Source organism: Bradyrhizobium sp. BRP22, from assembly GCF_020194175.1.
Lineage (GTDB): Bacteria > Pseudomonadota > Alphaproteobacteria > Rhizobiales > Xanthobacteraceae > Bradyrhizobium.
Genome location: NZ_JADYVX010000012.1, coordinates 1 through 22,436 on the forward strand (window position 1 = coordinate 1; position 22,436 = coordinate 22,436).

General features: G+C 63.5%; 19 protein-coding genes, 1 pseudogene and 1 riboswitch. Of the genes and pseudogenes, 7 read left to right on the top strand and 13 right to left on the bottom strand.

Going from position 1 to position 22,436, the window contains the following annotated elements:
* Positions 1-375 precede the first annotated feature (375 nt).
* The 8 genes and pseudogenes from I6F35_RS17220 to I6F35_RS17255 form a co-directional block, all read right to left on the bottom strand.
* Positions 376-978, bottom strand: coding sequence for a transglycosylase SLT domain-containing protein (locus tag I6F35_RS17220; protein ID WP_225119041.1), 603 nt, complete (start codon positions 976-978; stop codon positions 376-378).
* Positions 979-1,227: 249 nt separating this feature from the next.
* Complete coding sequence (locus I6F35_RS17225) at positions 1,228-1,500, bottom strand: hypothetical protein (RefSeq protein ID WP_225118884.1); 273 nt, start codon at positions 1,498-1,500, stop codon at positions 1,228-1,230.
* 32 nt (positions 1,501-1,532) lie between these two features.
* Positions 1,533-2,543, bottom strand: a complete 1,011-nt coding sequence (locus tag I6F35_RS17230) for a peptidylprolyl isomerase (protein WP_225118885.1) — start codon at positions 2,541-2,543, stop codon at positions 1,533-1,535.
* A 395-nt stretch (positions 2,544-2,938) separates the two neighbouring features.
* On the bottom strand, positions 2,939-4,249 hold the full coding sequence (locus tag I6F35_RS17235) for an amidohydrolase family protein (RefSeq protein ID WP_225119042.1): 1,311 nt from the start codon (positions 4,247-4,249) through the stop codon (positions 2,939-2,941).
* Positions 4,250-4,428: 179 nt separating this feature from the next.
* Entirely contained in the window at positions 4,429-4,992 is a 564-nt protein-coding gene (locus tag I6F35_RS17240) for an HdeD family acid-resistance protein (protein ID WP_225118886.1), read from the bottom strand.
* A gap of 25 nt (positions 4,993-5,017) precedes the next feature.
* Positions 5,018-5,206, bottom strand: a pseudogene (locus tag I6F35_RS17245) (glutaminase); the annotation flags it as partial.
* A gap of 609 nt (positions 5,207-5,815) precedes the next feature.
* On the bottom strand, positions 5,816-6,295 hold the full coding sequence (locus tag I6F35_RS17250; protein ID WP_225118887.1) for a hypothetical protein: 480 nt from the start codon (positions 6,293-6,295) through the stop codon (positions 5,816-5,818).
* A 34-nt stretch (positions 6,296-6,329) separates the two neighbouring features.
* Positions 6,330-7,625 carry a threonine/serine exporter family protein gene (locus tag I6F35_RS17255; protein ID WP_225118888.1) on the bottom strand — a complete coding sequence of 432 codons (1,296 nt, stop codon included), beginning with the start codon at positions 7,623-7,625 and terminating at the stop codon, positions 6,330-6,332.
* A 290-nt stretch (positions 7,626-7,915) separates the two neighbouring features.
* Between I6F35_RS17255 and I6F35_RS17260 the strand changes: the two genes are divergently transcribed.
* Positions 7,916-9,052 carry an oxalate decarboxylase family bicupin gene (locus tag I6F35_RS17260; RefSeq protein WP_225118889.1) on the top strand — a complete coding sequence of 379 codons (1,137 nt, stop codon included), beginning with the start codon at positions 7,916-7,918 and terminating at the stop codon, positions 9,050-9,052.
* A gap of 138 nt (positions 9,053-9,190) precedes the next feature.
* On the top strand, positions 9,191-9,454 hold the full coding sequence (locus I6F35_RS17265; RefSeq protein ID WP_225118890.1) for a PepSY domain-containing protein: 264 nt from the start codon (positions 9,191-9,193) through the stop codon (positions 9,452-9,454).
* Positions 9,455-9,478: 24 nt separating this feature from the next.
* Here I6F35_RS17265 and I6F35_RS17270 read toward each other — a convergent pair whose 3' ends face one another.
* Positions 9,479-9,916, bottom strand: a complete 438-nt coding sequence (locus I6F35_RS17270) for a thioesterase family protein (protein ID WP_225118891.1) — start codon at positions 9,914-9,916, stop codon at positions 9,479-9,481.
* Between I6F35_RS17270 and I6F35_RS17275 the strand changes: the two genes are divergently transcribed.
* On the top strand, positions 9,915-10,070 hold the full coding sequence (locus I6F35_RS17275) for a hypothetical protein (protein WP_225118892.1): 156 nt from the start codon (positions 9,915-9,917) through the stop codon (positions 10,068-10,070). The genes I6F35_RS17270 and I6F35_RS17275 overlap by 2 nt on opposite strands.
* A 91-nt stretch (positions 10,071-10,161) precedes the next feature.
* Here I6F35_RS17275 and I6F35_RS17280 read toward each other — a convergent pair whose 3' ends face one another.
* Positions 10,162-11,724 carry a class I adenylate-forming enzyme family protein gene (locus tag I6F35_RS17280; protein ID WP_225118893.1) on the bottom strand — a complete coding sequence of 521 codons (1,563 nt, stop codon included), beginning with the start codon at positions 11,722-11,724 and terminating at the stop codon, positions 10,162-10,164.
* Between the two features lie 256 nt (positions 11,725-11,980).
* Between I6F35_RS17280 and I6F35_RS17285 the strand changes: the two genes are divergently transcribed.
* A complete protein-coding gene (locus I6F35_RS17285; protein WP_225119043.1) occupies positions 11,981-13,459 on the top strand; it encodes an AMP nucleosidase in 1,479 nt (492 codons plus the stop codon).
* A gap of 40 nt (positions 13,460-13,499) precedes the next feature.
* Here the strand turns inward: I6F35_RS17285 and I6F35_RS17290 are convergent, their stop codons facing one another.
* Positions 13,500-13,928 (bottom strand): CBS domain-containing protein, encoded by a 429-nt coding sequence (locus tag I6F35_RS17290; protein WP_225118894.1) that lies wholly within the window; start codon positions 13,926-13,928, stop codon positions 13,500-13,502.
* 262 nt (positions 13,929-14,190) lie between these two features.
* Here I6F35_RS17290 and I6F35_RS40515 point away from each other — a divergent pair, with 262 nt between their 5' ends.
* Positions 14,191-15,510, top strand: a complete 1,320-nt coding sequence (locus I6F35_RS40515; RefSeq protein ID WP_346283175.1) for a phosphoribosyltransferase family protein — start codon at positions 14,191-14,193, stop codon at positions 15,508-15,510.
* A 262-nt stretch (positions 15,511-15,772) separates the two neighbouring features.
* On the opposite strand, the gene I6F35_RS17305 is transcribed toward I6F35_RS40515, so the two are convergent.
* On the bottom strand, positions 15,773-16,972 hold the full coding sequence (locus I6F35_RS17305) for an adenylate/guanylate cyclase domain-containing protein (RefSeq protein ID WP_225118895.1): 1,200 nt from the start codon (positions 16,970-16,972) through the stop codon (positions 15,773-15,775).
* Positions 16,973-18,229: 1,257 nt separating this feature from the next.
* A riboswitch (cobalamin riboswitch) is annotated at positions 18,230-18,429 on the top strand.
* Positions 18,430-18,678: 249 nt separating this feature from the next.
* On the opposite strand from I6F35_RS17305, the gene I6F35_RS17310 reads away from it, so the two are divergent.
* The gene (locus I6F35_RS17310; protein WP_225118896.1) at positions 18,679-20,526 is read left to right on the top strand and encodes a TonB-dependent receptor; all 1,848 of its coding nucleotides are present in this window, start codon (positions 18,679-18,681) and stop codon (positions 20,524-20,526) included.
* A gap of 28 nt (positions 20,527-20,554) precedes the next feature.
* Here I6F35_RS17310 and cobD read toward each other — a convergent pair whose 3' ends face one another.
* Positions 20,555-21,544, bottom strand: a complete 990-nt coding sequence (gene cobD, locus I6F35_RS17315) for a threonine-phosphate decarboxylase CobD (RefSeq protein WP_225118897.1) — start codon at positions 21,542-21,544, stop codon at positions 20,555-20,557.
* Between the two features lie 9 nt (positions 21,545-21,553).
* On the opposite strand from cobD, the gene I6F35_RS17320 reads away from it, so the two are divergent.
* Positions 21,554-22,435 carry an ABC transporter substrate-binding protein gene (locus I6F35_RS17320; protein ID WP_225118898.1) on the top strand — a complete coding sequence of 294 codons (882 nt, stop codon included), beginning with the start codon at positions 21,554-21,556 and terminating at the stop codon, positions 22,433-22,435.
* Position 22,436: the final 1 nt, after the last annotated feature.

The window sequence follows — 22,436 nt, forward strand, 5'->3', positions numbered from 1 at the left end:
AGTCCACTGCGCTGATACTGGAGACGAGCGGCTTTGGTCCACGGCATGGTGTCCTCCCTCGAATCTTTGCAAATCCGAAGGAATCACAGGCCCGCCAAAACCGCTCACCCTTTTTCGGTCAGGCTCTCAGGATGAGGTCTAATTTCGCGGCGAAATCTTAGACCCTCATGGTGAGGAGCGCCGCTTGCGGCGCGTCTCGAACCATGAGGCCCGCCTCGCGCAGATGCAATTCGACCTGATCTCATCGCGGGCTAGAGCATTTTCGGTTCTGATTGAATCAGAACCGAAGCTCTAGATTCTTGTTTGACGCGTTTTCTTCACGCGAACCGGTGTCCACTTGGCTCGAAAACGCTGTAGCAGCGAAGCGACGACGGCTTATTTTCCTCCGCGCACCTGGATCACGATCGCGCTGAGACGGGCGTTCAGGTTGGCGTAGTTGATATTGGGGCCACCCAGGCCGGCCAGGCATCTGCGCTTGCAGCCGCCGCCACCGCCGCCGCCGCGCGCAACCGGCTCGCCGAAGGTGGCGACCGGAACGGTGCCGGTGACCTGGAAGCCGCGCGCCATCAGCCGCGAGCGCACGGCAAGGCAATAGCTCACCGACAGACGGGAGAAGCGCGTCTCGCCGTGGCCGGCGCGGTACTTCATCACGGCGGTGCAGAGGTCGCCGCGGGCGAGCCGCCATGCCTGCGCGAGATAGGTCACACCATAATGGATGTTGGTCTCGGGCACGGCGAGTTCGGCATTGGTGCCGGAGAAGCCGAGCAGCCGCGCGGTCGAGGGCAGGACCTGCATCAATCCGATCTCGCCGACGCCGCCAATCGCGCCCGCATTGTAGCCGCTCTCGACGCCCATCACGGCTTCGGCGATTTCGGGCGCAAGGCCGGTGCCGGCGGTCGCCTTCTCGATCAGATCGCGATAGCGGGAACGCGGCTGCGCGTTCGAGCCCGCAACCGCTCGCGCCGGGGGCAAGCCGATCTTGGCATTCTCGCGCCAGCGCCGTTCGATGGCTGCCGGTGTCTCAGCCGGCGCGGGTTCCTTAGCGGGCGAAACCTCTTTTGCAGGCTCGCTTGCGTCATCGGCAGCGGCGGAGCCCTCCGCCACCGCGGGTGAGGTGTCGGCGAACGCGACGGCGCTGGTCAGGATGAGGCCGACGCCGGTCGTCAGCGCAAGCAACCATCCGCGCAACAACCTGGCCCCCCCGATGCCCCGCACGCCCCGCCTCGCTCACTCTGTGGATCGAAGCCGCAGCCGCTGAAGCATCTCGGGCGGCGGCGCGCCGGCATTGGCGGAAGCGAGCAGCGGACGCAGCCGGCCGCCAAGCTCGGGATCCATGCTGCCGTCGAAGGTGATGCGGTCCATCCTGCCATCAGGCGGGATCGAGGCGCTCACGACGAAGCTCAGCGGCTTGTTCTCTTTCTCTTGCCCCGCGGCGAAGCTAACAAGCCATTGCGACGTATCGCCGTCGGCCTCGAACGTGATTGGATTTGCACAGCTCATTCGGATGGGCTGAAGCACGATGATGAACGCCGCTAGCGGGCGCCGCCGGCCGACTGCGTCAACTCGCCGGCGATGCGGGACAGCGCGATCTCGTTGACCGCGGGCGGATTCTGCTCGAGCACGCGCGCGACATAGACGCGGCGGTTGAGCTCGGCGCGCTGCTGTCGCAGGCGCTGGACCAGGCCGTCCCGCACGTCGGCGAGCGGCATCGTCTCGGATGGCTTGGTCTCGATCAGCTTGACGATGTGGTATCCATCGGCGAGCTTGATCGGCTCACTGACGGTATTGACGGCCATTTCCATCACGCGCGTCTTGATCTCGGGAACGAGCTGCGGCTCGGGCAGCCAGCCGAGATCTCCGCCCTTGTCCGCGAGCTCGCGCTGGTCGGTGGTGTCCTTGGCAATCTGGGCGAAGTCCGCCTTCGGCTGCTTCAGCTTGGCCTGGATGTCCGCAACCTTCGCCTTGGCCTTCTCCTCAGTGGCGCTGTCGGATCCTTCCGCCAGCGCGACATAGATCTGCGCGAGATGAAAGCGGCGCGGCATGATCAGCGAGCCCTTGTTGGCGTCATAGGCCTTCTGGATTTCCGCCTCATCCGGATAATTCTCCGGCGGCGCCGACACCGACTGCAGGTAGCTCTCGACGATGGCCTCCTCGCGCAGCTTGGCGAGCTGGGCGACGACGGCCGGCTGCTCCTGCCACTTCTTGTCCCCGGCCTCTTTGAGGATGAGCTGCCGCGCAAAGATCGCGCGGAGCGTCTGGTTGAGAAGCGCGGGATCGCGGGCCAGCGCTGCGCGCTGATCGGGCCCGACGGCGGCCAGGAAGGTGCGGATTTCCGACGAGGAGACGTCGCGCCCGGCAACCCGCGCCACCGTCTCGCCGGTCGATGTCGGTGCTTCGGCATAGGGCGCCGGGGCGACCGGCTGGGCCGCAGCCGCAACGGGCGCCGGCGCCGCGGCGGACGGCTTCGGCTTCACCACCCGCTGCGGTGCCTGTGCCGCCGGCGGGGACGGGTTCTGCGCGAGGGCGGGTTCGACTGCAGACAATCCGATGATCGCCAAAACTACGAGATGACGGCCCGCGCGACCGCGACGGTATCGCAGAGAGGGGCCTTCAAACGCAGGACGATGGACAATCATAGTGACCTCAGGGTTCGATCTTCCGGTTCAGGATCCGGTCGCCATGGTCCTGCAGCAGGTTCTGGATCTCGACGCGACGGAATCCGAGCAGCGGTTCGTTGGGCCACTACTACATCACCAAATGTCACACTTTCATAACAAGGCGCGTTCGCAGCGACGCGGGGCAATCCTCCAGCCGACCGGAGGTATTTTTTGCACGCTGCGGAGCCGGGACATCAAGGCCGGCGGGCACATGGGCGAGCGGCATCAGCCCCAGACGTTCCGGTCGAGCCGGCCTTCGACGCGCCGCCTGTCTCTTCGTGTCACCGGCGAGCAGGTTCCTGGGCGAGAAGATTCTTGTAGACCTTCCCGCCTTTCATGATCACCAGGAAATTCTTCGCCGGTTCTTCCACGAGCCTGATGTTGTCGACCGGATTGCCATCGACCAGCAGGAGGTCGGCCAGCGCGCCCTCCTCCACGACGCCCAGCTTACCGGGGTAGGGATTTCGGAGTCCTGACAGACTGAGCAATTCGGCATTCGCCGATGTCGCCATGGCCAGCGCTTCGGCCGGCGTGTACCAGCGAGTGAGGTCGGCGAGCATGGCGCCTTGCCGCTCGGCCAGCGCCTTCGAGAACAGGATGTCGGTGCCGAAAGCTGTCTTGATTCCGTACTTCTTTGCCAGGGCATAGACTCTGTCGGTGCCGCCAACCACCTGCCGCATCTTCGCCTGCTCCGACGGCCCCAGTGCACTTGCACCCGCCAGATCGAGGAAGGGTTGCGTGCTCAACCAGATTCCCTTCTCGGCCATGAGGCGCGCGGAAGCCTCGTCCATCAGGTGGCCGTGCTCGACGCACTTTGCCCCGGCCGCGATCGAGCGCTGGATCGAAACCGGCGTATAGGCGTGCACGGCGACATAGGTGCCCCAGTTCTCGGCCGCTTCGACGGCGGCGCGCAGCTCGGGCTCGATGAAGGTGGATACATCGAGCGGGCTGAACGGCGATGCGACGCCGCCGCCCGCGGTGAGCTTGACCTGCGAAGCGCCCTGCATGAGCTGCTCGCGCGCGCGCACGCGAACCTCATCCGGACTGTCCGCCACCATGCTCCCGCCAACGCGTTCCATGCGGCTGAGCATGCCGCCGATCGTTCTCGGCAGATCGGTAAGCTGCCGGAAATCACCATGGCCGCCGGTGATGGTGATCACGGCGCCAGACGGATAGATGCGAGGGCCGGCGACGAGGCCATCGTCAATCGCGCGCTTGAGCCCAAAGGCCGGCCCGCCCATGTCGCGAACGGTGGTAAAGCCCCGCATCAGCGTGGCGGTCGCTTCCGCGGCCGCGAGAAGATTGTTGTAGCCGACATCGTCACCCAAAGCGGCCGCCGGCGTCGGGCGCACCAGCATCGCATGCCAGTGCGCGTCGATCAGCCCGGGCATCAGCACGCGTTCGCCGCCGTCGATCACCTGAGCATCGGCCTTGATCGCCGTCACCGAAATCGTCTCGATCTTGTTGTCGCGGACCAGGACATTGGATGGTGCGGAGAGCGCGGCGTTCTTTCCGTCAAAGATGCGAACGTTCTGGAACAGCACGGCGGAAGCCTGTTGAGCCTGCGCAGCCGGCAAAGCCGCGAGGCTCATTCCAATTGCGGCCAGGGATGCGGCGATCCTGAACGTCCGGCCCGGCTTCTTCAAGACTGACATATCTGATCTCCGCCAATGGCGCGTCGCGCAAGGCTCGCATTGATCCTGCTGTTGCGGGAAGAAACGCCCGCTGTGCTAGCGGGCGTTCAGCGCGTGTATGGCTCGCTCGACCCTCGCTACCCCGTTCTGGCAGCCGGCAGCCAGGCGAGGGTCAGCCATCCGACGCCGTGAGACAGCAGATCGATGCCCAGCAATAGTCCAAGCACCCATAGCCCGGTGGCCGGAAATCCGGTCAGGATGATGAGGCCCGCCACGACACCGAACAGCCCGGACACCAGCATGATCCAGCCAAGCTGCCGCCAATGGCTGATGCCGACCAGGATACGGACGATCCCGGAGATCAGAAGCAAAAGACCGAGGACATAGGTCAGGATCAGCGCGCTGGTCACCGGCTGGCTCACCAGCACGATGCCGAATGCAAGATAGAGCGCGCCGAGCAGCAACTGCCACACGAACCCTCCCCATCCCTTGGTCCAGAACGCGTGAACGATCTCGAAGCCGCCGGCGATGATGGCCATCCAGCCGATGAAGATGGTGCTGATCACGGTGAACAGCACGACATCGCCGAGCACCAGGAGGCCGGCGATGATCATGACGATCCCGAGCAGGATGCACAGCCACAAAGGCGGTGTCGGCAGCCCGGTCAGGCGCATCGTGGAGCCGTTGTCATAGGTGGTCATGTGATCCTCCTCGGTTTCAGGAGCAGTCGCCTGACGTCTCATACAATCCGGCCGTGATCATCACGGCCAGCGCGTGGTGGCAGACGGCGGCGTCGACCACGCGCTGCTTCGTGATCGGATTCACCCCACCGTCGGCCAGCGTCGCGCCCATCACGGCGAGGTCCCGGGCAGTTACATTCAGCGAGCACTGCCGCGTGTAGAGATCGGTCGCCTGCTTGGCGTCGCAATAGATGCGGTCCCGCGCCATAGACCTTCCCACTGGTCCCAACGACACACACGCCGAACAGCTCGCTCGAGACTCGGGCGAGTGCCGGATGGACCTGCGAATTCTTGCCGTCAGCGTTCGATTTAAGGCGCCGGTGTGCGTCTTCCACCAGCGACTGCACCATCTCGGGGTCAGGCAGATGACCGGTCGAAACGTAAGGCCGCTCATCGGTCGCCGCTCGTGACGCCATCGCACCACTCCGCCGAAGGGGCCATCAGCTCTGGAGCGTCATCCGTTCCAGAGCTCTATGCGGTAACATTCATCTAACGCTTACGTTTACGATTAGTCAATCTACAACCATTGCAACCATTTGCAGGCGACCACCAAATGTGAAGGCTGCCTTCTCATCTCGCGAGTGCGCAAGTTTCTCACGTTTGCTAGGTAAGGCAGGCTGTCGCAATCGCCATTATGCGCAATTGAATCAAAGCGCAGTCATTTGCCGCAGAATCCAGGCACGCAGGATCTTGCTACGTGGCCGGCTGAGTTGCGATTGTCTTCTGCCCACGAGCCTGAGCGGCATGCCAGCAACCCGTGCCGCTCAGGCGCCCTCTTGTTCGTTCAGCGCCGCCCCACAGGGGCCGAGTAGACCAGCGGCGGCGGCCGATATGGCCGCGCCGAGATACCAAAATTCTCGCCGTACTGCTGCTGCACCGCCGGTATGTTGATGACACCGACGCGGACGTCCGGCGATCGCGCGTCGATCGGCGGCTGATTCGTGATCGGAGGATTGACGCGGTCGACCTCGCCTCTCAAACGTTTGTTGAGATCGTCATAGCCGCGCTTGGCATTGCCGACGTTGCCGCCGGCGACGCTGTTATTGCCTGATCCCTGCTGTCCGATGCCGAGAGCCGGCGGCAGATTATTCCGCTGCGGATCGACGCTCACGGGCGGAAGGGAAAACGGCGGCTCCTGAGCCATGGCGGGCCCTGCCACGGCAAAAGCCGCCAGATTGACAAGCAATAATACGCGCATCCCAATCACCTGTTCGACAGTTACGATAGCGTGCACCCCTCCAATATGGTGCATGCCGCTTGCCAAAGCGTGTGTCTTGCGATGGGATATAATTCAAATTCTACGCGCGCCCATCGATTCCGCTAAACAACTTGTTCAATCGATACCCGATCAACATTTTCGGCAGGATCAACCCCAGGGTGATCGCGAGGGTGATCAGGAAGGCATTCGCTCCGTCCGCGAGTGTTGCCTGGAGCAGACTTGCGGAAACGTCACCGCCGCTCGCGACGAGTTCGACGAGTCCGTCCGCCATGCGGAACAGGAACACGCCGGGAATCAGCGAGACCACGGACGCGAAGGCAAGCCCCGCATAGGGTAATCTGAGGCGTTCTGCCACAGGCGTGGTGATCACGCCGACGATGAGGCAAGCAATCAGCGCGCCGCCCGCGAGGCTCGCGCCGGCCTTGGCCAACAACGCCCAGCGCGCGCCATGAGCCAGCATCCCGATCAGCATCGGGACTGGCAGCATCCGCCATGGCATGGAGAAAAAGGTACCATAGGCCGCGACCGCCACACCCGCGGCAATCACGTCATAGATCAACGGCACCGGCGGCGACGGCGCCGATGCCGGCAGGTTGGCCCCGCCGAACGACAGTCCGCCGAGCAGGCCGATGCAGATCGCGAAGATGATCAGGCTCGCATAGACCACCCGGCAGATCCCGAGCGCCAGGCGTCCGCGGGCAAGGTCGATCGTGCCGTTGAGGATATGCGGGCCCGGCACCAGCACCATGCAGGGACAGACGGCGACCAGTCGCTGCAGGCTGGAGAACTGGAGGTGGACGACCAGCGCGCCGATTACGCCGGCCAGTAGCGCGGCAGCAAGCTGCTGGGCAAAGGGGTTGTGACTCAATCCTGCGATCCAGCGGCGCAGGCAGGCGCCGAGGCCGGCGCTGACCGCGATGATGAGCAGGCTGGCCAGATGGGCGGCGCCGAAGATGACGCCGAGCGCGGCAGCGCCGATGGCAGCGAAGAATGCGAAACGGATGAGGGAGACGGGCGGGCGTGCTTGCACCTTTGCAAGCTCGGACCGCAGCAATTCCGGCGCAGAAGGGTGATCGCAGAAGTCATCGATCAACTTGGTCGCGGCGGCGACCTTCCCCATCTCGATCCCGACCGGCCTGGCCTCGACGGTGGTGCTCGTCGCTTTACCGCCATTCTCGATCGCGACGGTCACTTCGTCCCAGCGCAGGAAGACCCGCGCCGAAAAGCCGAGCGCTGTCGCCAGCCGCTCGACACAGTCGGTCGTGCGCTCGGTCGTCTGACCGTTCGTGAACAGCAATGTCGCGGCCGCCACGAGCAGATCGAGCGCACGTTCGGGATCGGTGCTTCGAGGTTCGGGCCGGGCGGTGGCCGCCATGTCAAGAGAATGGCTCATCGCATCAACGAAACCTGATTTCCGATCGAGCGGGCATCAAAACAGCGGTAGCGTCCGCTGCACGCATGATCTTTCCAATTGCCATAGCTCTTTTTCCGAATAGCCCGATGATGACCGTCCGGCCGCCTGCTGACTCGCTGCTCAGTGATCCGTCACGACCATGGCGTTTCGGCAAAAGGCGTGCGTCACGGAAATATTTCCCGGTTCGCTCCGCGTAGCCTAGCACGCTCGCCGCGAAGCGAGTTCATCTTCACCACATCCGGGAGTCACTCATGTCCGACAGTCAACTGAGGCAGCCCATCCGCGGCGCGAAGGGCGCAACCGATCCGGGTCCCCGCAACGCCCTGCTCGACAACCAGAACCCCGACATCCTGACGCCGCCGGAAACCGACAACGGCTCGCTTCCGAATCTCAAGTTCTCGTTTGGCATGGCCCACAATCGCCTCGAGGACGGCGGCTGGGCGCGCGAGGTGACGGTGCGCGAATTGCCGGTCGCCAAATCGATGGCCGGCGTCAACATGCGGCTCGATTCCGGTGTGGTGCGCGAACTGCATTGGCACAAGGAAGCGGAGTGGGCCTACATCCTGCAGGGCAATGTCCGCCTGACGGTGGTCGATGAGGATCGCAATGTCGCGGTCGACGATCTCAAACCGGGCGACGTCTGGCTGGTGCCGGCCGGCATCCCCCACTCCATCCAGGGCCTCGAAGGCGGCTGCGAATTCCTGCTGGTGTTCGACGACGGCAATTTCTCCGAGAACGAAACGTTGCTGATCACCGAATTCCTGGCGCATACGCCGCCCGGCATCCTGGCCAAGAATTTCGGCATTGGCGTCGAGCACTTCGCCAACATCCCGAAATCCGAGAAGTACATCTTCCGCCTCCCGGTCCCGGCCCCGCTCGAGACCGTCCGCAGGCAGCTTCCCGACAGTCCGCCAAAGCTCCCCTATGTCTGGCACGCTTCCGAGCATCCGCCGACCCCCTACAAGGGCGGATCGGTGAAAATGATCGACGTCACCAACTTCCCGGAAACCACCCTGTCGGCGCTGATCATGGAGATTGAGCCGGGCGCGCTGCGCGAACTGCACTGGCATCCCGATGCCGACGAATGGCAATATTATCTGGAGGGACAAGCCCGGATGACGGTGTTCGATGCCACCTCGAAGGCGCGCACCTTCAACTACACCTCCGGTGACGTCGGGTTCGTGCCGCGAACCATGGGCCACTACATCGAGAACATCGGCTCCACCACGCTGCGGCTGATCAACGTCTTCAACAAACCGCGCTACAAGGACATCTCGCTCAACAACTGGATGGCGCTAACTCCGCCCGATCTCGTCAAGGGGCACCTCAACCTTGACGACACCGCAATGAGGGCGCTGAAGCGCGAGCGCTGCGCCGTGGTTCGCTGATCTGCGATCACGCGAGCAGGCGTAACGTTGTCCGGCTGACGCGCGCCAGCCGGACAGCATCGAACAAAGCAACCACCCGGCGAGAAACCTTCGAAGGTTTCAATCGTTGGTTCCGGTCAATAAGCCAGGGAGGAAACCATGAATAGATTAGTGCCCGTTCTCTTGGCCGCGGCTCTGTCCGCAGGTGTGCCAAGCCTTGTGAAGGCGGACCAGCCGGGAGCGGACTGGATGCCCGCCCAGCAGGTGATCGAGACCATTCTCAAGTCGGGCTATACGCAGGTTACCAAGATCGAGGCCGACGACGGCCGTTGGGAAGGCAAAGGCATCAAGAACGGGCAGAAGATGGAGTTTCATGCTGATCCGAAGACCGGTGTGATCGCCCACGAAAAGCCCGATCGCTGAGAGTGCGGCAGCAATCCTCGCGGATCATGCCTGAGCGAGCGCCTTCTCGCGACTTGCGATCAGCACCCGCAAAGGCTCCGCCACGGCAACGGAGCTGTGGGTTCGCTGATCCGTGCATACCCACACGATCTCGCCGGTGGAGCGGAGCTCCTCGCCGCCCCTGGCGAAAATTGCGAGCGCAAGCGTGATCGAGGATCGACCGATCTTCGCGACCCGCACGCAGACATCGATCTCCTCGTCGAACCGGATCGGCGCCTTGTATTCGACGACCGACCTCACGAGATGGAAATCGACGCCGGTCCTCGAGACCTCGCCGAGATAGTCATAGCCGAGGGCGCGAAAATACTCGGTGATCGCCGTGTCGAAATAAGTCAGGTAGTGCGCGTTGAACACCACGGCCTGCGCATCGACCTCGGAATAGCGCACCCGAAACGGATGATGAAACCAGAAATCCTCGCGCATGCGTTCTCCTTCCACGAAGTGTCATCCATCCCCTGATATCACGATCGCCGCGGAAGTGCGCGAGGCCAAATTTGCCAATGGCCTGCCGATCCGGAGAATTGCGCTGGCGCCGGACGAAAAGATCGCAGGGCTGCTGGTCCAGAGCGGACTGTAGCGAGGTAATCCGCCATACAGAACGATATTGGCGGGCTAGCCTTCGCTAACCCGCCAACGAACTTGTCATTATTTCCGAATGCGGGAACGGCTCAGCTCGCGCGCCGCGATGGTTGTTCGCCTGCCCCGGAGCGGGACGCCTTGTTGCCGTCGATCGCCATCGCCTGCAACGTCGTCCGATCGACCTTGCTCAGCGCGTTGCGCGGCAAAGCATCGATCACGATGAGACGCTCAGGCACCTTGTAGGCGGCCAGCCGCGTCGCCACGTCGCTGAGGATGCCGGCAACGACTCGCTCGTCCTTTCCCTTTACGAGCGTGACGAAACCGATCACGCGCTGTCCGAGCACGGCGTCCGGCACACCGACCACGGCCGCTTCCTGAACCGAGGGATGGGCGGCGACCACCTGCTCGACTTCGACAGGCGAGATGTTGGTGCCGCCGCGGATGATGATGTCCTTCTTGCGCGCGACGAACAGGAGTTCGTCCTGCGCCTCGCGCCGCACCAGGTCGCCGGTGTAATACCAGCCGTCCTTCAGGCCTTCCGTCGTCGCCCTCAGATCGTTCCAGTAGCCCACGAACAGATTCGGACCGCGGACCAGGAGCTCGCCGAGTTCGCCATCGGCGACATCGTTGCCATCGTCGTCGACCAGCCGGATGTCCGCCGGCCGCATGATCCTCATCACCGGACCCGGCCGCAGACCGTAGCCGAGATTGCCGACGGCTTCCGTCGCGCCCCATACGTTATAAAGCGGAGCGTCGAAGGTGGCCGTGACCTGCCGCTGCAGTTCGATCGGGCAGGCGTCGGCTCCAGTCAGACAAAAGCGCAGTGACTTCAGCTCGCGCGGCTGGGCGCGCTGGCGATCGAGCAATGCGGCGTATTGTGCGGGAAAACCGACCTGCATGGTGCAGCTATGCCGCTCGATCGTGTCGAGGACGGTGTCGGCATCGAAGCTCTCGATCAGCACGAAGGGAATACCGGCCCTGATACAGGTGAGACAACAGATGAGCCCGCTTATATGCGCCACAGGCAGGGCCATGGCGATGCTATCGTGGCCGGACACGCCCCAATTGTTGATGAGGAGGTCGACCGTTTCAGCCATGCTGGAGGCGGTATGAACAACGAACTTGGGTTCGCCGGTCGTGCCTGACGTGGTGATGAGCACGGCAGGTTGATCCGCCGCGGGCAGATCCGGCAAGTCGCCACGGCCGGCGTCATCGAACAATTGCTGCAACGGCAATCCACCATGCGCGCCGGACGTCGTCTCGACCAGGAAGCGCTTGTCGCGCGGCAGGATCGAGCCGTCGATGGCGGCCACATTGCCGTAAAGTGCGGTCTCGCCGATATAGAGCGTCGGCCGCAGCCGCCGCAGAAGAGGCTCGAGCTCTGCCTGTTTGAAAGCGGTCCGCAACGGGGCCACGATCGCGCCCAGGAGAAAGCAGGCGTAAACCGCTACAACGAATTCGGGACGGTTCATCATATGCATGGCCACGCGATCGCCCGGTTTCACACCGTGGGCGACCAATCCGCGCGCGAGCAGCTCGGCCCCGGCCAGGATCCGTTCGTAAGTCCACACGTTCTCGTGAAACACCAGAGCCGCGCTTTTCTGCCGGACCTTCGCCTGCTCCCTCAACGCTTCGATCGGCGTGGGTTTCATCGGCTGCTCTCCCTGTCGTGAGTGAAGCAGGGAGACTGTGCGGGCGGCGCTACCGCACTGTTTCAGGCGACGGAAGAAATGGTTTCGATTGTAAGCAATCGGCGGAACAGGCCGGCAAGACGCTCAATTGCACGTGACCTCTTCGCGTTCGCAGGGCAGCTCGTGCAGTGACCGAGGCGCCCGGCAGCCGCCAGCGATCCCCCTTTCATGCTCCGGAGAATCTGCCATAGTAACAACAATGTGCTCCGCCCTTACCATGCTGACCCCGCCGCGGATTGCGACCGAAGCGTTCACCGACGCGGCTGCAGCGGTTGCCCGCCTGGAACAGATATATGAGCGCAACACCGCCTTCCTGCGGGATCGCTTCGAGGCCTATGCCAATGGCGGGCCGCTCACGGCGCGCGTGCGGGCCAATTATCCGTTCGTGCGCATTGCAACCGCGACCCATGTGCGGGTGGATTCGCGCCTCGCATACGGCTTTGTCGCAAGGCCCGGCATCTATGAGACCACGGTGACGAGGCCGGACCTGTTCCGCACCTATCTCACCGAGCAGATCGGACGATTGATCGACAATCATGGCGTGCCGGTGGAGGTCGGCGAGTCGAACGAGCCGATCCCGATCCATTTCGCCTATCGTCGCGACATCAACATCGAAGCCGCTCTCGCTCCCGGCGACAAGTCGAACGTGATGCGATCGCTGCGCGATCTGTTCGACGTGCCCGATCTGGCCGCGATGGACGACGCGATCGCCAATGGCACGCTTGAACTTCCGCCCGGCGCGCCCGAACCGCTGGCCTTGTTCCGCGCGGCGCGCGTCGATTATTCGCTGCGCCGGCTTTATCACTACACCGGCACCGATCCGGAGCACTTCCAGAACTTCGTGATCTTCACCAATTACCAGTTCTATATCGATGCCTTCGTGGAGATGAGCCAGAAGCGCGTGGCTGCGGGCCTAGCCGGGCCGGACGCCTTCGTTGGCCCGGGGAACGTCATCGCGCGCAACGCGCGTCTCGGCGGCGGCACTACGGGTATCGCTCCGGAGCGGATGCCGCAAATGCCGGCCTTTCATTCGATCGAGGCGGGTTATCGGGGCATTACCCTGATCAACATCGGGACCGGTCCATCCAATGCACGAAACATCACCGACCATGTCGCGGTGCTGCGGCCGCACGCCTGGCTGATGCTCGGCCACTGCGCGGGCCTCAGGAACACGCAGCGGCTCGGAGACTACGTGCTGGCGCATGGCTACGTGCGCGAGGATCATGTGCTCGACTATGAGCTGCCGCTCTGGGTGCCGATACCTGCGCTCGCCGAGATGCAGGTCGCGCTCGAGGAGGCGGTGGGCGAAGTGACCGGGCTCGAAGGGTTCGAGCTGAAACGGCTGATGCGCACGGGAACGGTCGCGAGCGTGGACAATCGCAATTGGGAGATCGGCGACCCCTCGGTCATCCGGCGCCTGTCGCAGTCGCGCGCGATCGCGCTCGACATGGAATCGGCCGCCATTGCCGCCAACGGCTTTCGTTTCCGTGTTCCCTACGGCACGCTACTATGCGTCTCGGACAAGCCGTTGCACGGCGAGATCAAGCTCGCAGGGATGGCGAGCGAGTTCTACCGGCAACGCGTCGGCCAGCATCTCGAGATCGGCCTGAAGGCACTCGAGCGGCTGCGCGAGCAGCAATTGGAGCGCCTGCATTCGCGCAAGCTCCGCAGCTTCGCCGAAGTCGCGTTTCAGTAGCGCGGCGGACCTATCCATGCCTTAACGGCGTTTCCATGCCTTAACGGCGTTCCTTGTCCGTCGGCCTGGAAACGCCCTGCAATGCGTCCTGCGCGGCCAGGCCTCTCGATCGGCCGAGATCGGCGAGCGCGATCACGCCGACCATGCGCTTGTCGCGATTGAGCACCGGAAGCCTGCGTACCTGATGCTTGGCCATGACCTGGGCTGCGGCCTCGGCATCATCATCATCGAAGCAGTAGCTGACGCCTTCGGACATGACCTCGCGCACCGCCGTATTGCCTGCGGTGCGGTTGTCGGCGACGGCGCGCACCACGATATCGCGGTCGGTCACCATCCCGATCAACCGGTCGTTCTCGCCGACCGGCAGCGAACCGACGTCATGGGCGCGCATCTTGCGCGCCGCATCACGGATCGACATGTTCGGATCGGCAATATCGACCTCGTGTTGCATGATCTCTCGAACCTGCATCGTCTATCTCCAGCTTTGATCGAAGATCCTGTTCCCCCTCGCCACCTGCCTCGGCCGCGAGTGGCCATCCGGAGGAACGTCCGGCTGCGGGATGAGTTGCGTTGAAAATTGCACGGCGCGCTCGTCCGGCTCCAGCCGGAGCGATGCGGTCGCAGGATCATCGGCGCGCGTTGCGGCAGGATCCGACGATGTTTGCTGCGCCGAGCCAACAGTCGCAAAGGGAACCCGGCATGGCCCATTCCCCTGCCACCGAGTGTTGATCATGACCGGCGTGCGAGAGCAGATCAGCGACGTCGGCATCGGTCCTCGCCATCTCGCCGGCATATTGGGCGTGCCCGAGGACGCGACCGCCATCGTGGTCTTCGCGCATGGCAGCGGCAGTGGCCGCAACAGCCCGCGTAACAATCAGGTGGCCGCCGGCCTGCGCAAGGCGGGCTTTGCCACGCTGCTGCTCGACCTCCTCAGCGAGCAGGAAGAGCGCGATCGCGGCAATGTCTTCGATATCGGCTTGCTGGCCTCGCGCCTTGCCGAAGCAGCCGACTGGGTTCATGCCAGGCGCGAATTCGCGATGCTTCCCGTCGGCTATTTCGGCGCAAGCACGGGCGCCGCGGCTGCACTGGTCGCCGCGGCCGAACGGCAGAATGTCGGCGCCGTGGTCTCGCGCGGCGGACGGCCCGATCTCGCCGGCGCCGCACTGCGCGTCGTCGCCGCGCCGACGCTGTTGATCGTGGGGGGTGCCGACCTGCCGGTTGTTCCGCTCAACCGTGCGGCCTTCGCTGAGCTCCGCTGCGAAAAGGATTTCGTCATCGTGCCGCGGGCCACTCATTTGTTCGAAGAGCCCGGCGCGCTCGAAGAGGTCATCGAGCACGCGAAAGGCTGGTTCCGCCGTTTTCTGTCATCGCCCCTGACAGGTAGCTTCGGCGAGCTCGTGTTCGCCGACCGCCGCGAGGCCGGACGCCGGCTTGTGCCGGCGCTCATGAAGTTCGGGAACGACGACCCGGTGGTGCTGGCACTGCCGCGCGGCGGCGTGCCGGTCGCATTCGAGGTCGCGCAGGCGCTGAACGCGCCGCTCGATGTCGTGCTCGTGCGCAAGATCGGAGCGCCCGGACACGAAGAGCTCGGGCTCGGCGCCGTGGTCGACGGCGCCAAGGCGCAAGTGGTGATGAACGACGAGATCGTTCGCGCCATCGAGCCCAGCGCCGACTATCTCGAGGCGGAGACATCCCGCCAACTCGCCGAGATCGAGCGGCGCCGCCAGCTCTATCGCGACAGCGAGGCGCCTGTCGACATTGCCGGTCGCACCGTGATCGTGATCGACGACGGCATCGCGACCGGCGGAACGATGAGGGCCGTGGTCAAGGCGCTCTCCCGAGCAGGCGCGCGTCGCATCGTCGTCGCGGTGCCGGTCGCGCCGCACGACACGATCGAGAGCCTGACGGCGGAGGTTGACGAAATCATCTGCCTGATTGAACCCGAGCCGTTCTTTGCGGTCGGCATGCACTACCGGGACTTCAACCAGACTTCCGACCGCGAAGTGGTGGAGCTGCTGCGTCGCGCCAAGGGAAATGGCGGCCGGCCGTGAGCGCCCGGCCGCGTCGATGATGAAGGCTCACATTCCGTACAGGATCCTCGGTTCGCCACCGGCGCGGGATCACCGGACATCCGATCTTCTTGCCGGCTTCCATCCTGTGACCGAGCGGTTCGCTAGTGCATTTTTTCGGTTCTGATTGAATCAGAACCGAAGCTCTAGATTCTTGTTTTGACGCGTTTTCTTCACGCGAACCGGTATCCACTTCGCTCGAAAACGCTCTAGAGGAGTGCGCCCACTCGGCAGACGGCATAGCTCAGCCGTCATACGCAAACAGCTCGATGGGTTCGCTGAAGCCTCGCACCGGATATTCGCCGACCCGTTCGAGAGCGAAGTCGCTTTGGACGAGATCGGCAAACGCGCGGGACAGCAGCACCTTTCTTCCCAATTGCTTGGTGAGAGATTCGAGACGCGAAGCCATGTTGACCGCGGGACCAATGACGGTGAAGTCGAGCCGGGTGCGCGAGCCGATATTGCCGTACATGACGTCGCCGACGTGGACGCCGATTCCGTAATTCAGCGGCTCACGACCGGTCTGGCCGTTCTTTTCGTTCAGGGCAATCATGGCCTGACGGGCTTCGCGCACGGCACGCAGCAGATTTGCGCAGGCCGATGGCTGGCTGAGCGGAAAAATCGCGAGCAGGCCGTCGCCGATGAATTTCAGTATTTCGCCGCCATGTCGCGCAATCGGCTCGGACATCGCGTCGAAATAGCCGTTCAGGAGATCAATGACGTCATCGCGCGGCCAGTTGTCGGAGATCCTGGTGAAGTCGCGCAGATCGCAGATCATGATGGCGGCGCGCACCGTCGTCCCGCTTCCGCGCCGGGTGGCGCCGGCCAGAATCATTTCGCCGGCATGCGGCCCGACATAGGTTTCGAGCAGTGTTCGCGCCAGCCGGTTCTTGACGCGGATTTCGCTGACCAGCGCCAGAACCGGCAACAGTTTCAACAGGCCGGCAATATGCGTGTCGGCGAAACCTCCGCGCCGGTCGGTTGCAAAGGTCACGACATGCCGCTTGCCGAGCGTATGGTACAGCGGCCAGGCCACGTAGTCGGTCAGGCCCTTCGCCCGCATCTCGTCATAGATGGCGTGCTTGCGTCCGAGCGAAGGATCGCGTTCCAGGTTTTCGCGCACCTCCGCGGCACCGTCATGAATTTCGTTGACGGGACTCCCGATGTATTCGGATCGCTCCCTGACATCGTAGTCCACTCTCGCAATCTCGGCCTCGCGCATTCCGTCGGCCCACGTCATCCGGGCGCCAAGCCATTGTGGATGGTGGATCAGGATATTGAGCGAGGCGCGCTTGACGGGAATGCCGGCTTGTTGGAGCCGAAGGCACAGCTCGGCGAAGATATTGTCAATGAAGCGCTCGTCGCGCGTGTCGTCTGTCAGCCAGCGCACGACGTCGTCGCCAGGATGCGCGGTGCCGGGATCGACGTTTGGCTGGGCGTTCATGGCGTGCTCCTGGGTCGCGAGCGGTATCGACGGTACAGCGTATGTCGTGTCCCCGCGCGATGGAGTCAACGGAAGTCCGCCCGCAATCTGCTCGCGCGCCGAGGGGTACGCGATCAGCCCTCCCTGACGCGGGCCGGAACCTGCCCGACGAAGAGATGGTATCTTGCCAAATGGGGTCCGGATGAGCGGGCGACCATCCCCTCAGCACGCTCAGGACCAGATGGATGCGATTGGCGATTGCGAACTCAGCGAGCCGTGAAGCCGCCAGATCGAGATTCTTCACGCCGGCCAGGCCGGGGATTCCGGCATGAACCCACATCACCTCGATGCCGCCCAACCTGAAGCGAAGATCACTGACCGCGGCAACGATGCACAGAGCTTTGCGTCGGATTTGAAATCCAACGAGGCTACATGCTGAAGCGTACCGGAACGACCAATTGGACAACCCTCTGACGAAGCTCCAGCGAAGGCGGCCGGAGTGGCGAGGCACGCTCGATCATCGCCAGCACTTCGCTGTCGGGCTCGGCATGCTCGGTTGAGCGGATTGCTGGGGGCGGCCGAGACCCCACCGCGCTCATCGGCTGCGCTTGGAGTTCGCATCACGACGTTACGCGTGGCCCACGACTTGGACAACGCGCAGGTCAGCAAACGGGACAGCCTCCGTCGCCCTCGCAAGAGCAGCCTGCAGGATTTCGACATCCGCTTCCGGACTAGGCTGCCAGCCGCAGGTGCAACCACCGGTCCGGTGCTGGTCGGCCACTTCCCTGTAGACCGACCCAACGACAGCCGCAGCCAGACTCATCACCGTCATCGGAGGGAGCCCGCTTTCGTTCATCACTTTGCAGAAAGCGGCCACAACGGCTCGGTGCAACTCTGCTCGTGCAGCCTCCTCGTTCGGACTGGAAGACATCTGGGCCTGTGTCCTTTCTTCGCTATCGGCTGCAGAAAGTGCGGGAAATTGTCCGCTCATCACGGCGACAGAAGGATTGTGACAAGCAAGCTGGCACGGCCAGAATGTCGAGAACGAATACGCCCCTGCATCACGATCATCAAGCTCTGTCCCCGATAGCCGATTTGAATAGTTCGAAATGACTGATGATGTCTGCAGAGACCTGTCACTGAACTCGCAACTGCCACGCGAACATGACGCCAGGTTGCAGTTGTAGTCGCGGCGGCGACTACAAGCAGTGATGGGGATATCGCGAAATGTCCCATGAACCTCGGCAACGATAGTTTGAGTTTTGCTCTGCGTTGTGCTTTTTTGCCCGCGTCATCGGTGCCCTTGTTAGGGTGAAACGGGAACGCGGTGCGGGAATCTTCCCAATGCCGCGGCTGCCCCCGCAACTGTAAGCGGATATTCGCGATCCGAATGCCACTGGGCCTGCCAAGCAGGTTTGGGAAGGCGGATCGCGAGACGACCGCGAGCCAGGAGACCGGCCGTTGACGGGTATCAACTCGTTCGACGGTGGGTCGGCGGAAGGGCATTCATGAGCTTGCGGCGTTTTCTTGCCGGGTGTGCGGCCGTTGTCGCATGCGGTCACACTGGCGCGATGGCTCAATCGCGTCCCGAACAACTTCCTGCGGTCGTCGTCGATCCGGACGCCCGGTCCAAGCCCGCATCGAGGAACAAGCGAACATCTTCAACGGCTCGTCCTGCGCGCCCAGCACCCAGCAACGAAAGCGCGCCGGCGGCTTCCGAAGTGGTCGTGACTCCTGACCGGACGCTGGAGCCCGCAAGCCGCACCGGAAGCTCGGTCAGCGTGGTCACCAACCAAGTGCTCGCAACCAGCAATCCGACCTCGCTCGTCGACGCGCTGCGGACGGTACCGGGGCTCGATATCACCGAAACTGGCGGCCCCGGCGCAACAACCAACGTGCGCTTGCGCGGCGCGAATACCGGTCAGACGCTGGTCATGATCGATGGCATCAGGGTCAACGATCCGACCGCTGCCAGCGGCGATTTCGATTTCGCGATGTTTGCCCCGAGCGCGATCGAGCGGATCGAGGTGCTGAAGGGACCACAGAGCGCGCTCTACGGATCGGACGCGATGGGCGGCGTCGTCAACATCATCACCAAGAAGGGCACCGGCCCGGCACAATTCGACGTCCGCACCGAGGGAGGAAGCTATGGGACCGCGAGCAGCAGCGCATCGCTGACCGGAACCTCGGGGCCCTGGTCCTACGCATTCACGGGAAGCGGACAGCACAGCAATGGCTTTTCGCGCTACGGCTATCGTATTCCCGCGCTCGAGGCGAAATATGGCCCGCTCGAACGCGACGGGTTCGACCGCGTCGGCGGATCGGCACGTGTCGGCTACGACGCTGGCGAAGGCGTACGCCTGGAGACCGGAATGCTGGCCTCGTTCACGCGGTCCGCCTACGATCAGGCCAGCGGGACGTTCCCGGACACGCCGTCGAGCGCCACGCGCCTTCTCGAACAGGTCTGGGGCCGCGCCTCCTTTGACACGTTCGGCGGCATCCTGACCCACAGCGTAAGCGCCTTCGAAACGCACATCGATCGTTCGTTCGATGACGTCACCTACAAGACCAACAAGCTGCCACAGAATACGACGTCCATCCTCTCCAATTTCGTCGGCGACAGCACGGGCCTGGAATATCAGGGCAACCTGAAGATCGGCCCGCTCGGCTCGCTCATCGTCGGGTCGCGCGTGCAGCACGAAACGGCGAGCACCTCCACCACCAATCTGCAGCCGATTCCCGGAGCGCCGACGCCGCAATTGACGGGAACCCAGGACACGAACTCGGTGTTCGCGCTCTGGCAACTGCCGATCGGCGAGCGACTCAACATCACCATGGGCGGTCGGGTCGACGATGTCGTGGATGTCGCACGCTTCGAGACGTGGCGGACCACCGCGGCGTACGCGATCGCGGAGACCGGCACCAAGCTGCATGCAAGCGCCGGCACCGGCGCCAAGGCCCCGACGCTCTATCAGCTATATGCGCCGACCTACGGCAATTCCGCCCTCAGCCCCGAGGAGAGCTTCGGTTACGATGCCGGCATCGATCAAAGCCTGTTCGGAGGCCGAGTCGTGGTTTCGCTGACGGGCTTCGGCAACAGGTTCAGCAACCTGATCGACTTCGTGATCGACACGGCACATCCGCTCGGGCATTACGTCAACATCTCGCGCGCCGAAACCGACGGACTGGAGCTTGGGCTCAATATCGACGTCGTGCCCGGCTACCTGCGATTCAACGCGGCCTACACCTATCTGGAGGCCAAGGATGTTTCGACCGGCCTGACGCTGGCACGCCGGCCGGAAAACCTGGCGAGATTCTCGTTTCCGATCACGCCGATCAACGATTGGCTGATCGAGCCGCGCGTACTGGCAGTATCCAAGCGCTACAGCGGTTCAAACGAAACGCTGCCGCTGAACCCTTACGTCCGTGTCGACCTCTACACGGAATACAAGATCGATGAGACCTGGAAGGTGTACCTGCGCGGCGAGAACATTTTCAACGAGCACTATCAGGAAGTGTTCAACTATGGCACGACGGGCCCTGCGGCTTATGTCGGATTTAATGCGCATTGGTAAAGCGGACGGGATGGACGCGCAGGATGCGCTATTTGGCCGAACGAAGCGCGCTGGCCAGCCGATCGAGACCATCGTCCGACGCGAGGCCAAATCGCAGGTATTCGCGTCTCCAGTCGAAACTCCGGCACCAGATGTGGCGTCGGGCCAGTTCGGCGTGGCGGATTGGTGCGTCGGGATGGGCCGCCAGACGAAAGAGCGGCGTTCCTCCGACGAGCCGGAAGCCGGCCTCCGTCAGGACATGGTCGAGTTTGGCCGACTGGCGGGTGAGCTTCGCACGCATCTCGGCAGCCCAGGATTGGTCGCGCAGAGCGGCCGTACCAACGTGAAGCGCGGGGCCAGAAACCTGCCATGGGCCCAGCGCCCCGGCGATACGTTCGACGATGTCGTGTCGTCCGACCGCAAAGCCAAGGCGAAGTCCGGCGAGCCCATAGAACTTGCCGAAGGAACGCAGCACAACGATCGGAAGGTCGGCGCTGATCCCGACAGAGCTGATGCCTGGCTCGACGTCGGCAAAGGCCTCATCGACGACCAGCCAGCCGCCGCGACGGTCGAGCCGTTCGGCGACGTGTCGGAGCGCACCGCTATCAACCATACGTCCATCCGGGTTGTTGGGGTTGACGATGACGGCGTGAATGGCGCGTTCGGGCAAGGCGGACAAATCATTCACTTGGATGACCTCCCGGCCCCCGCTGCTCCACGCGGCCGAATGCTCGCCATAGGTCGGACTGACGATGGCGACCGCGCCTGGGGCGGCGAGATGTGGAATCCATTGAATGAGGGTCTGCGTGCCGCTGGCAGCCGCGATAGCCGCATGGTCGGGCACGCCATAGGCTTTGCGCGCGGCGACGAGCAGGTCCTGCTCGTCGGCACGCGACGGCAAGCGTGTCCATGCACTGTCAGGAATGAGGTGAGGAATTCTCCACGGCCAGGGATTGATTCCGGTCGACAGGTCGAGCCAGTCCGTAAGCTCGCCGCCATGGCGCGCAATGGCTTCCGTCAGATCACCGCCGTGTTTCATGACCGCTTCATGCCATCAATCGCTCTCCTGCGCGAGGCCCTTGTTCGCGCACTGCGATTGGCGATCGGCGCAACGCTGTCGTTACTGGCAGCACTGTTCGGGGCGCATGTTGCGCTTGCAGCCGATCTGCCACGCGTCGCTTCCATCAACGTGTGCACGGACCAACTGCTGCTGGCGCTGGCCGACCCGAACCAGATCCTTGGCCTCAGTCCCTATTCGCGCGATCCCGCCCGCTCCTGGAACGTAGAGAAAGCCGCAGCCTACCCTCGACTATCGGGCGAAGCCGAAGATGTCCTGATACTGCAACCGGACGCGGTAGTCGCCGGCAGATTCACCAAGCGTGCGACGCGCGAACTGCTGAAGGACAACGGCGTCCGCGTGGTCGAATTCGACGCTGCGCGTTCGCTGGAAGGCGTGAAGAGCCAGATTCGGCAAATGGGCGAACTCTTGCACCAGACGGATCGCGCCGCATCCGAAATACAGCGGTTGGACACGGCAATCCAGCACGCCAAGGAAGCGGTATCGCAGCGACCCTATCGCGTGCTGGCCTTGTCGCGGCGCGGTTGGGTCTCGGGCGGCGGCAGCTTGATCAGTTCCATGCTCGCCACGATTGGCTTGAAGAACGCGGCAAGTGACCTCGGCAACAAGCTCGGGGGCTTCGCGTCGCTGGAAGCGATCGTCAACCTGAAGCCCGATCTCCTCCTCGTATCTGATGGCGGCGATTTCGCGGAAGACGAAGGCGAGGCATTCCTGTTGCATCCCGCACTCGAACGTTTCTATCCGCCGTCGAAACGCCTGGTTGTTTCCGACAGACTGACCGTCTGCGGCGGGCCGATGCTTTCGGAGGCGCTCGAACGTCTCGTCTCCGAACTCGGCCGCGTGGCCCGATAAC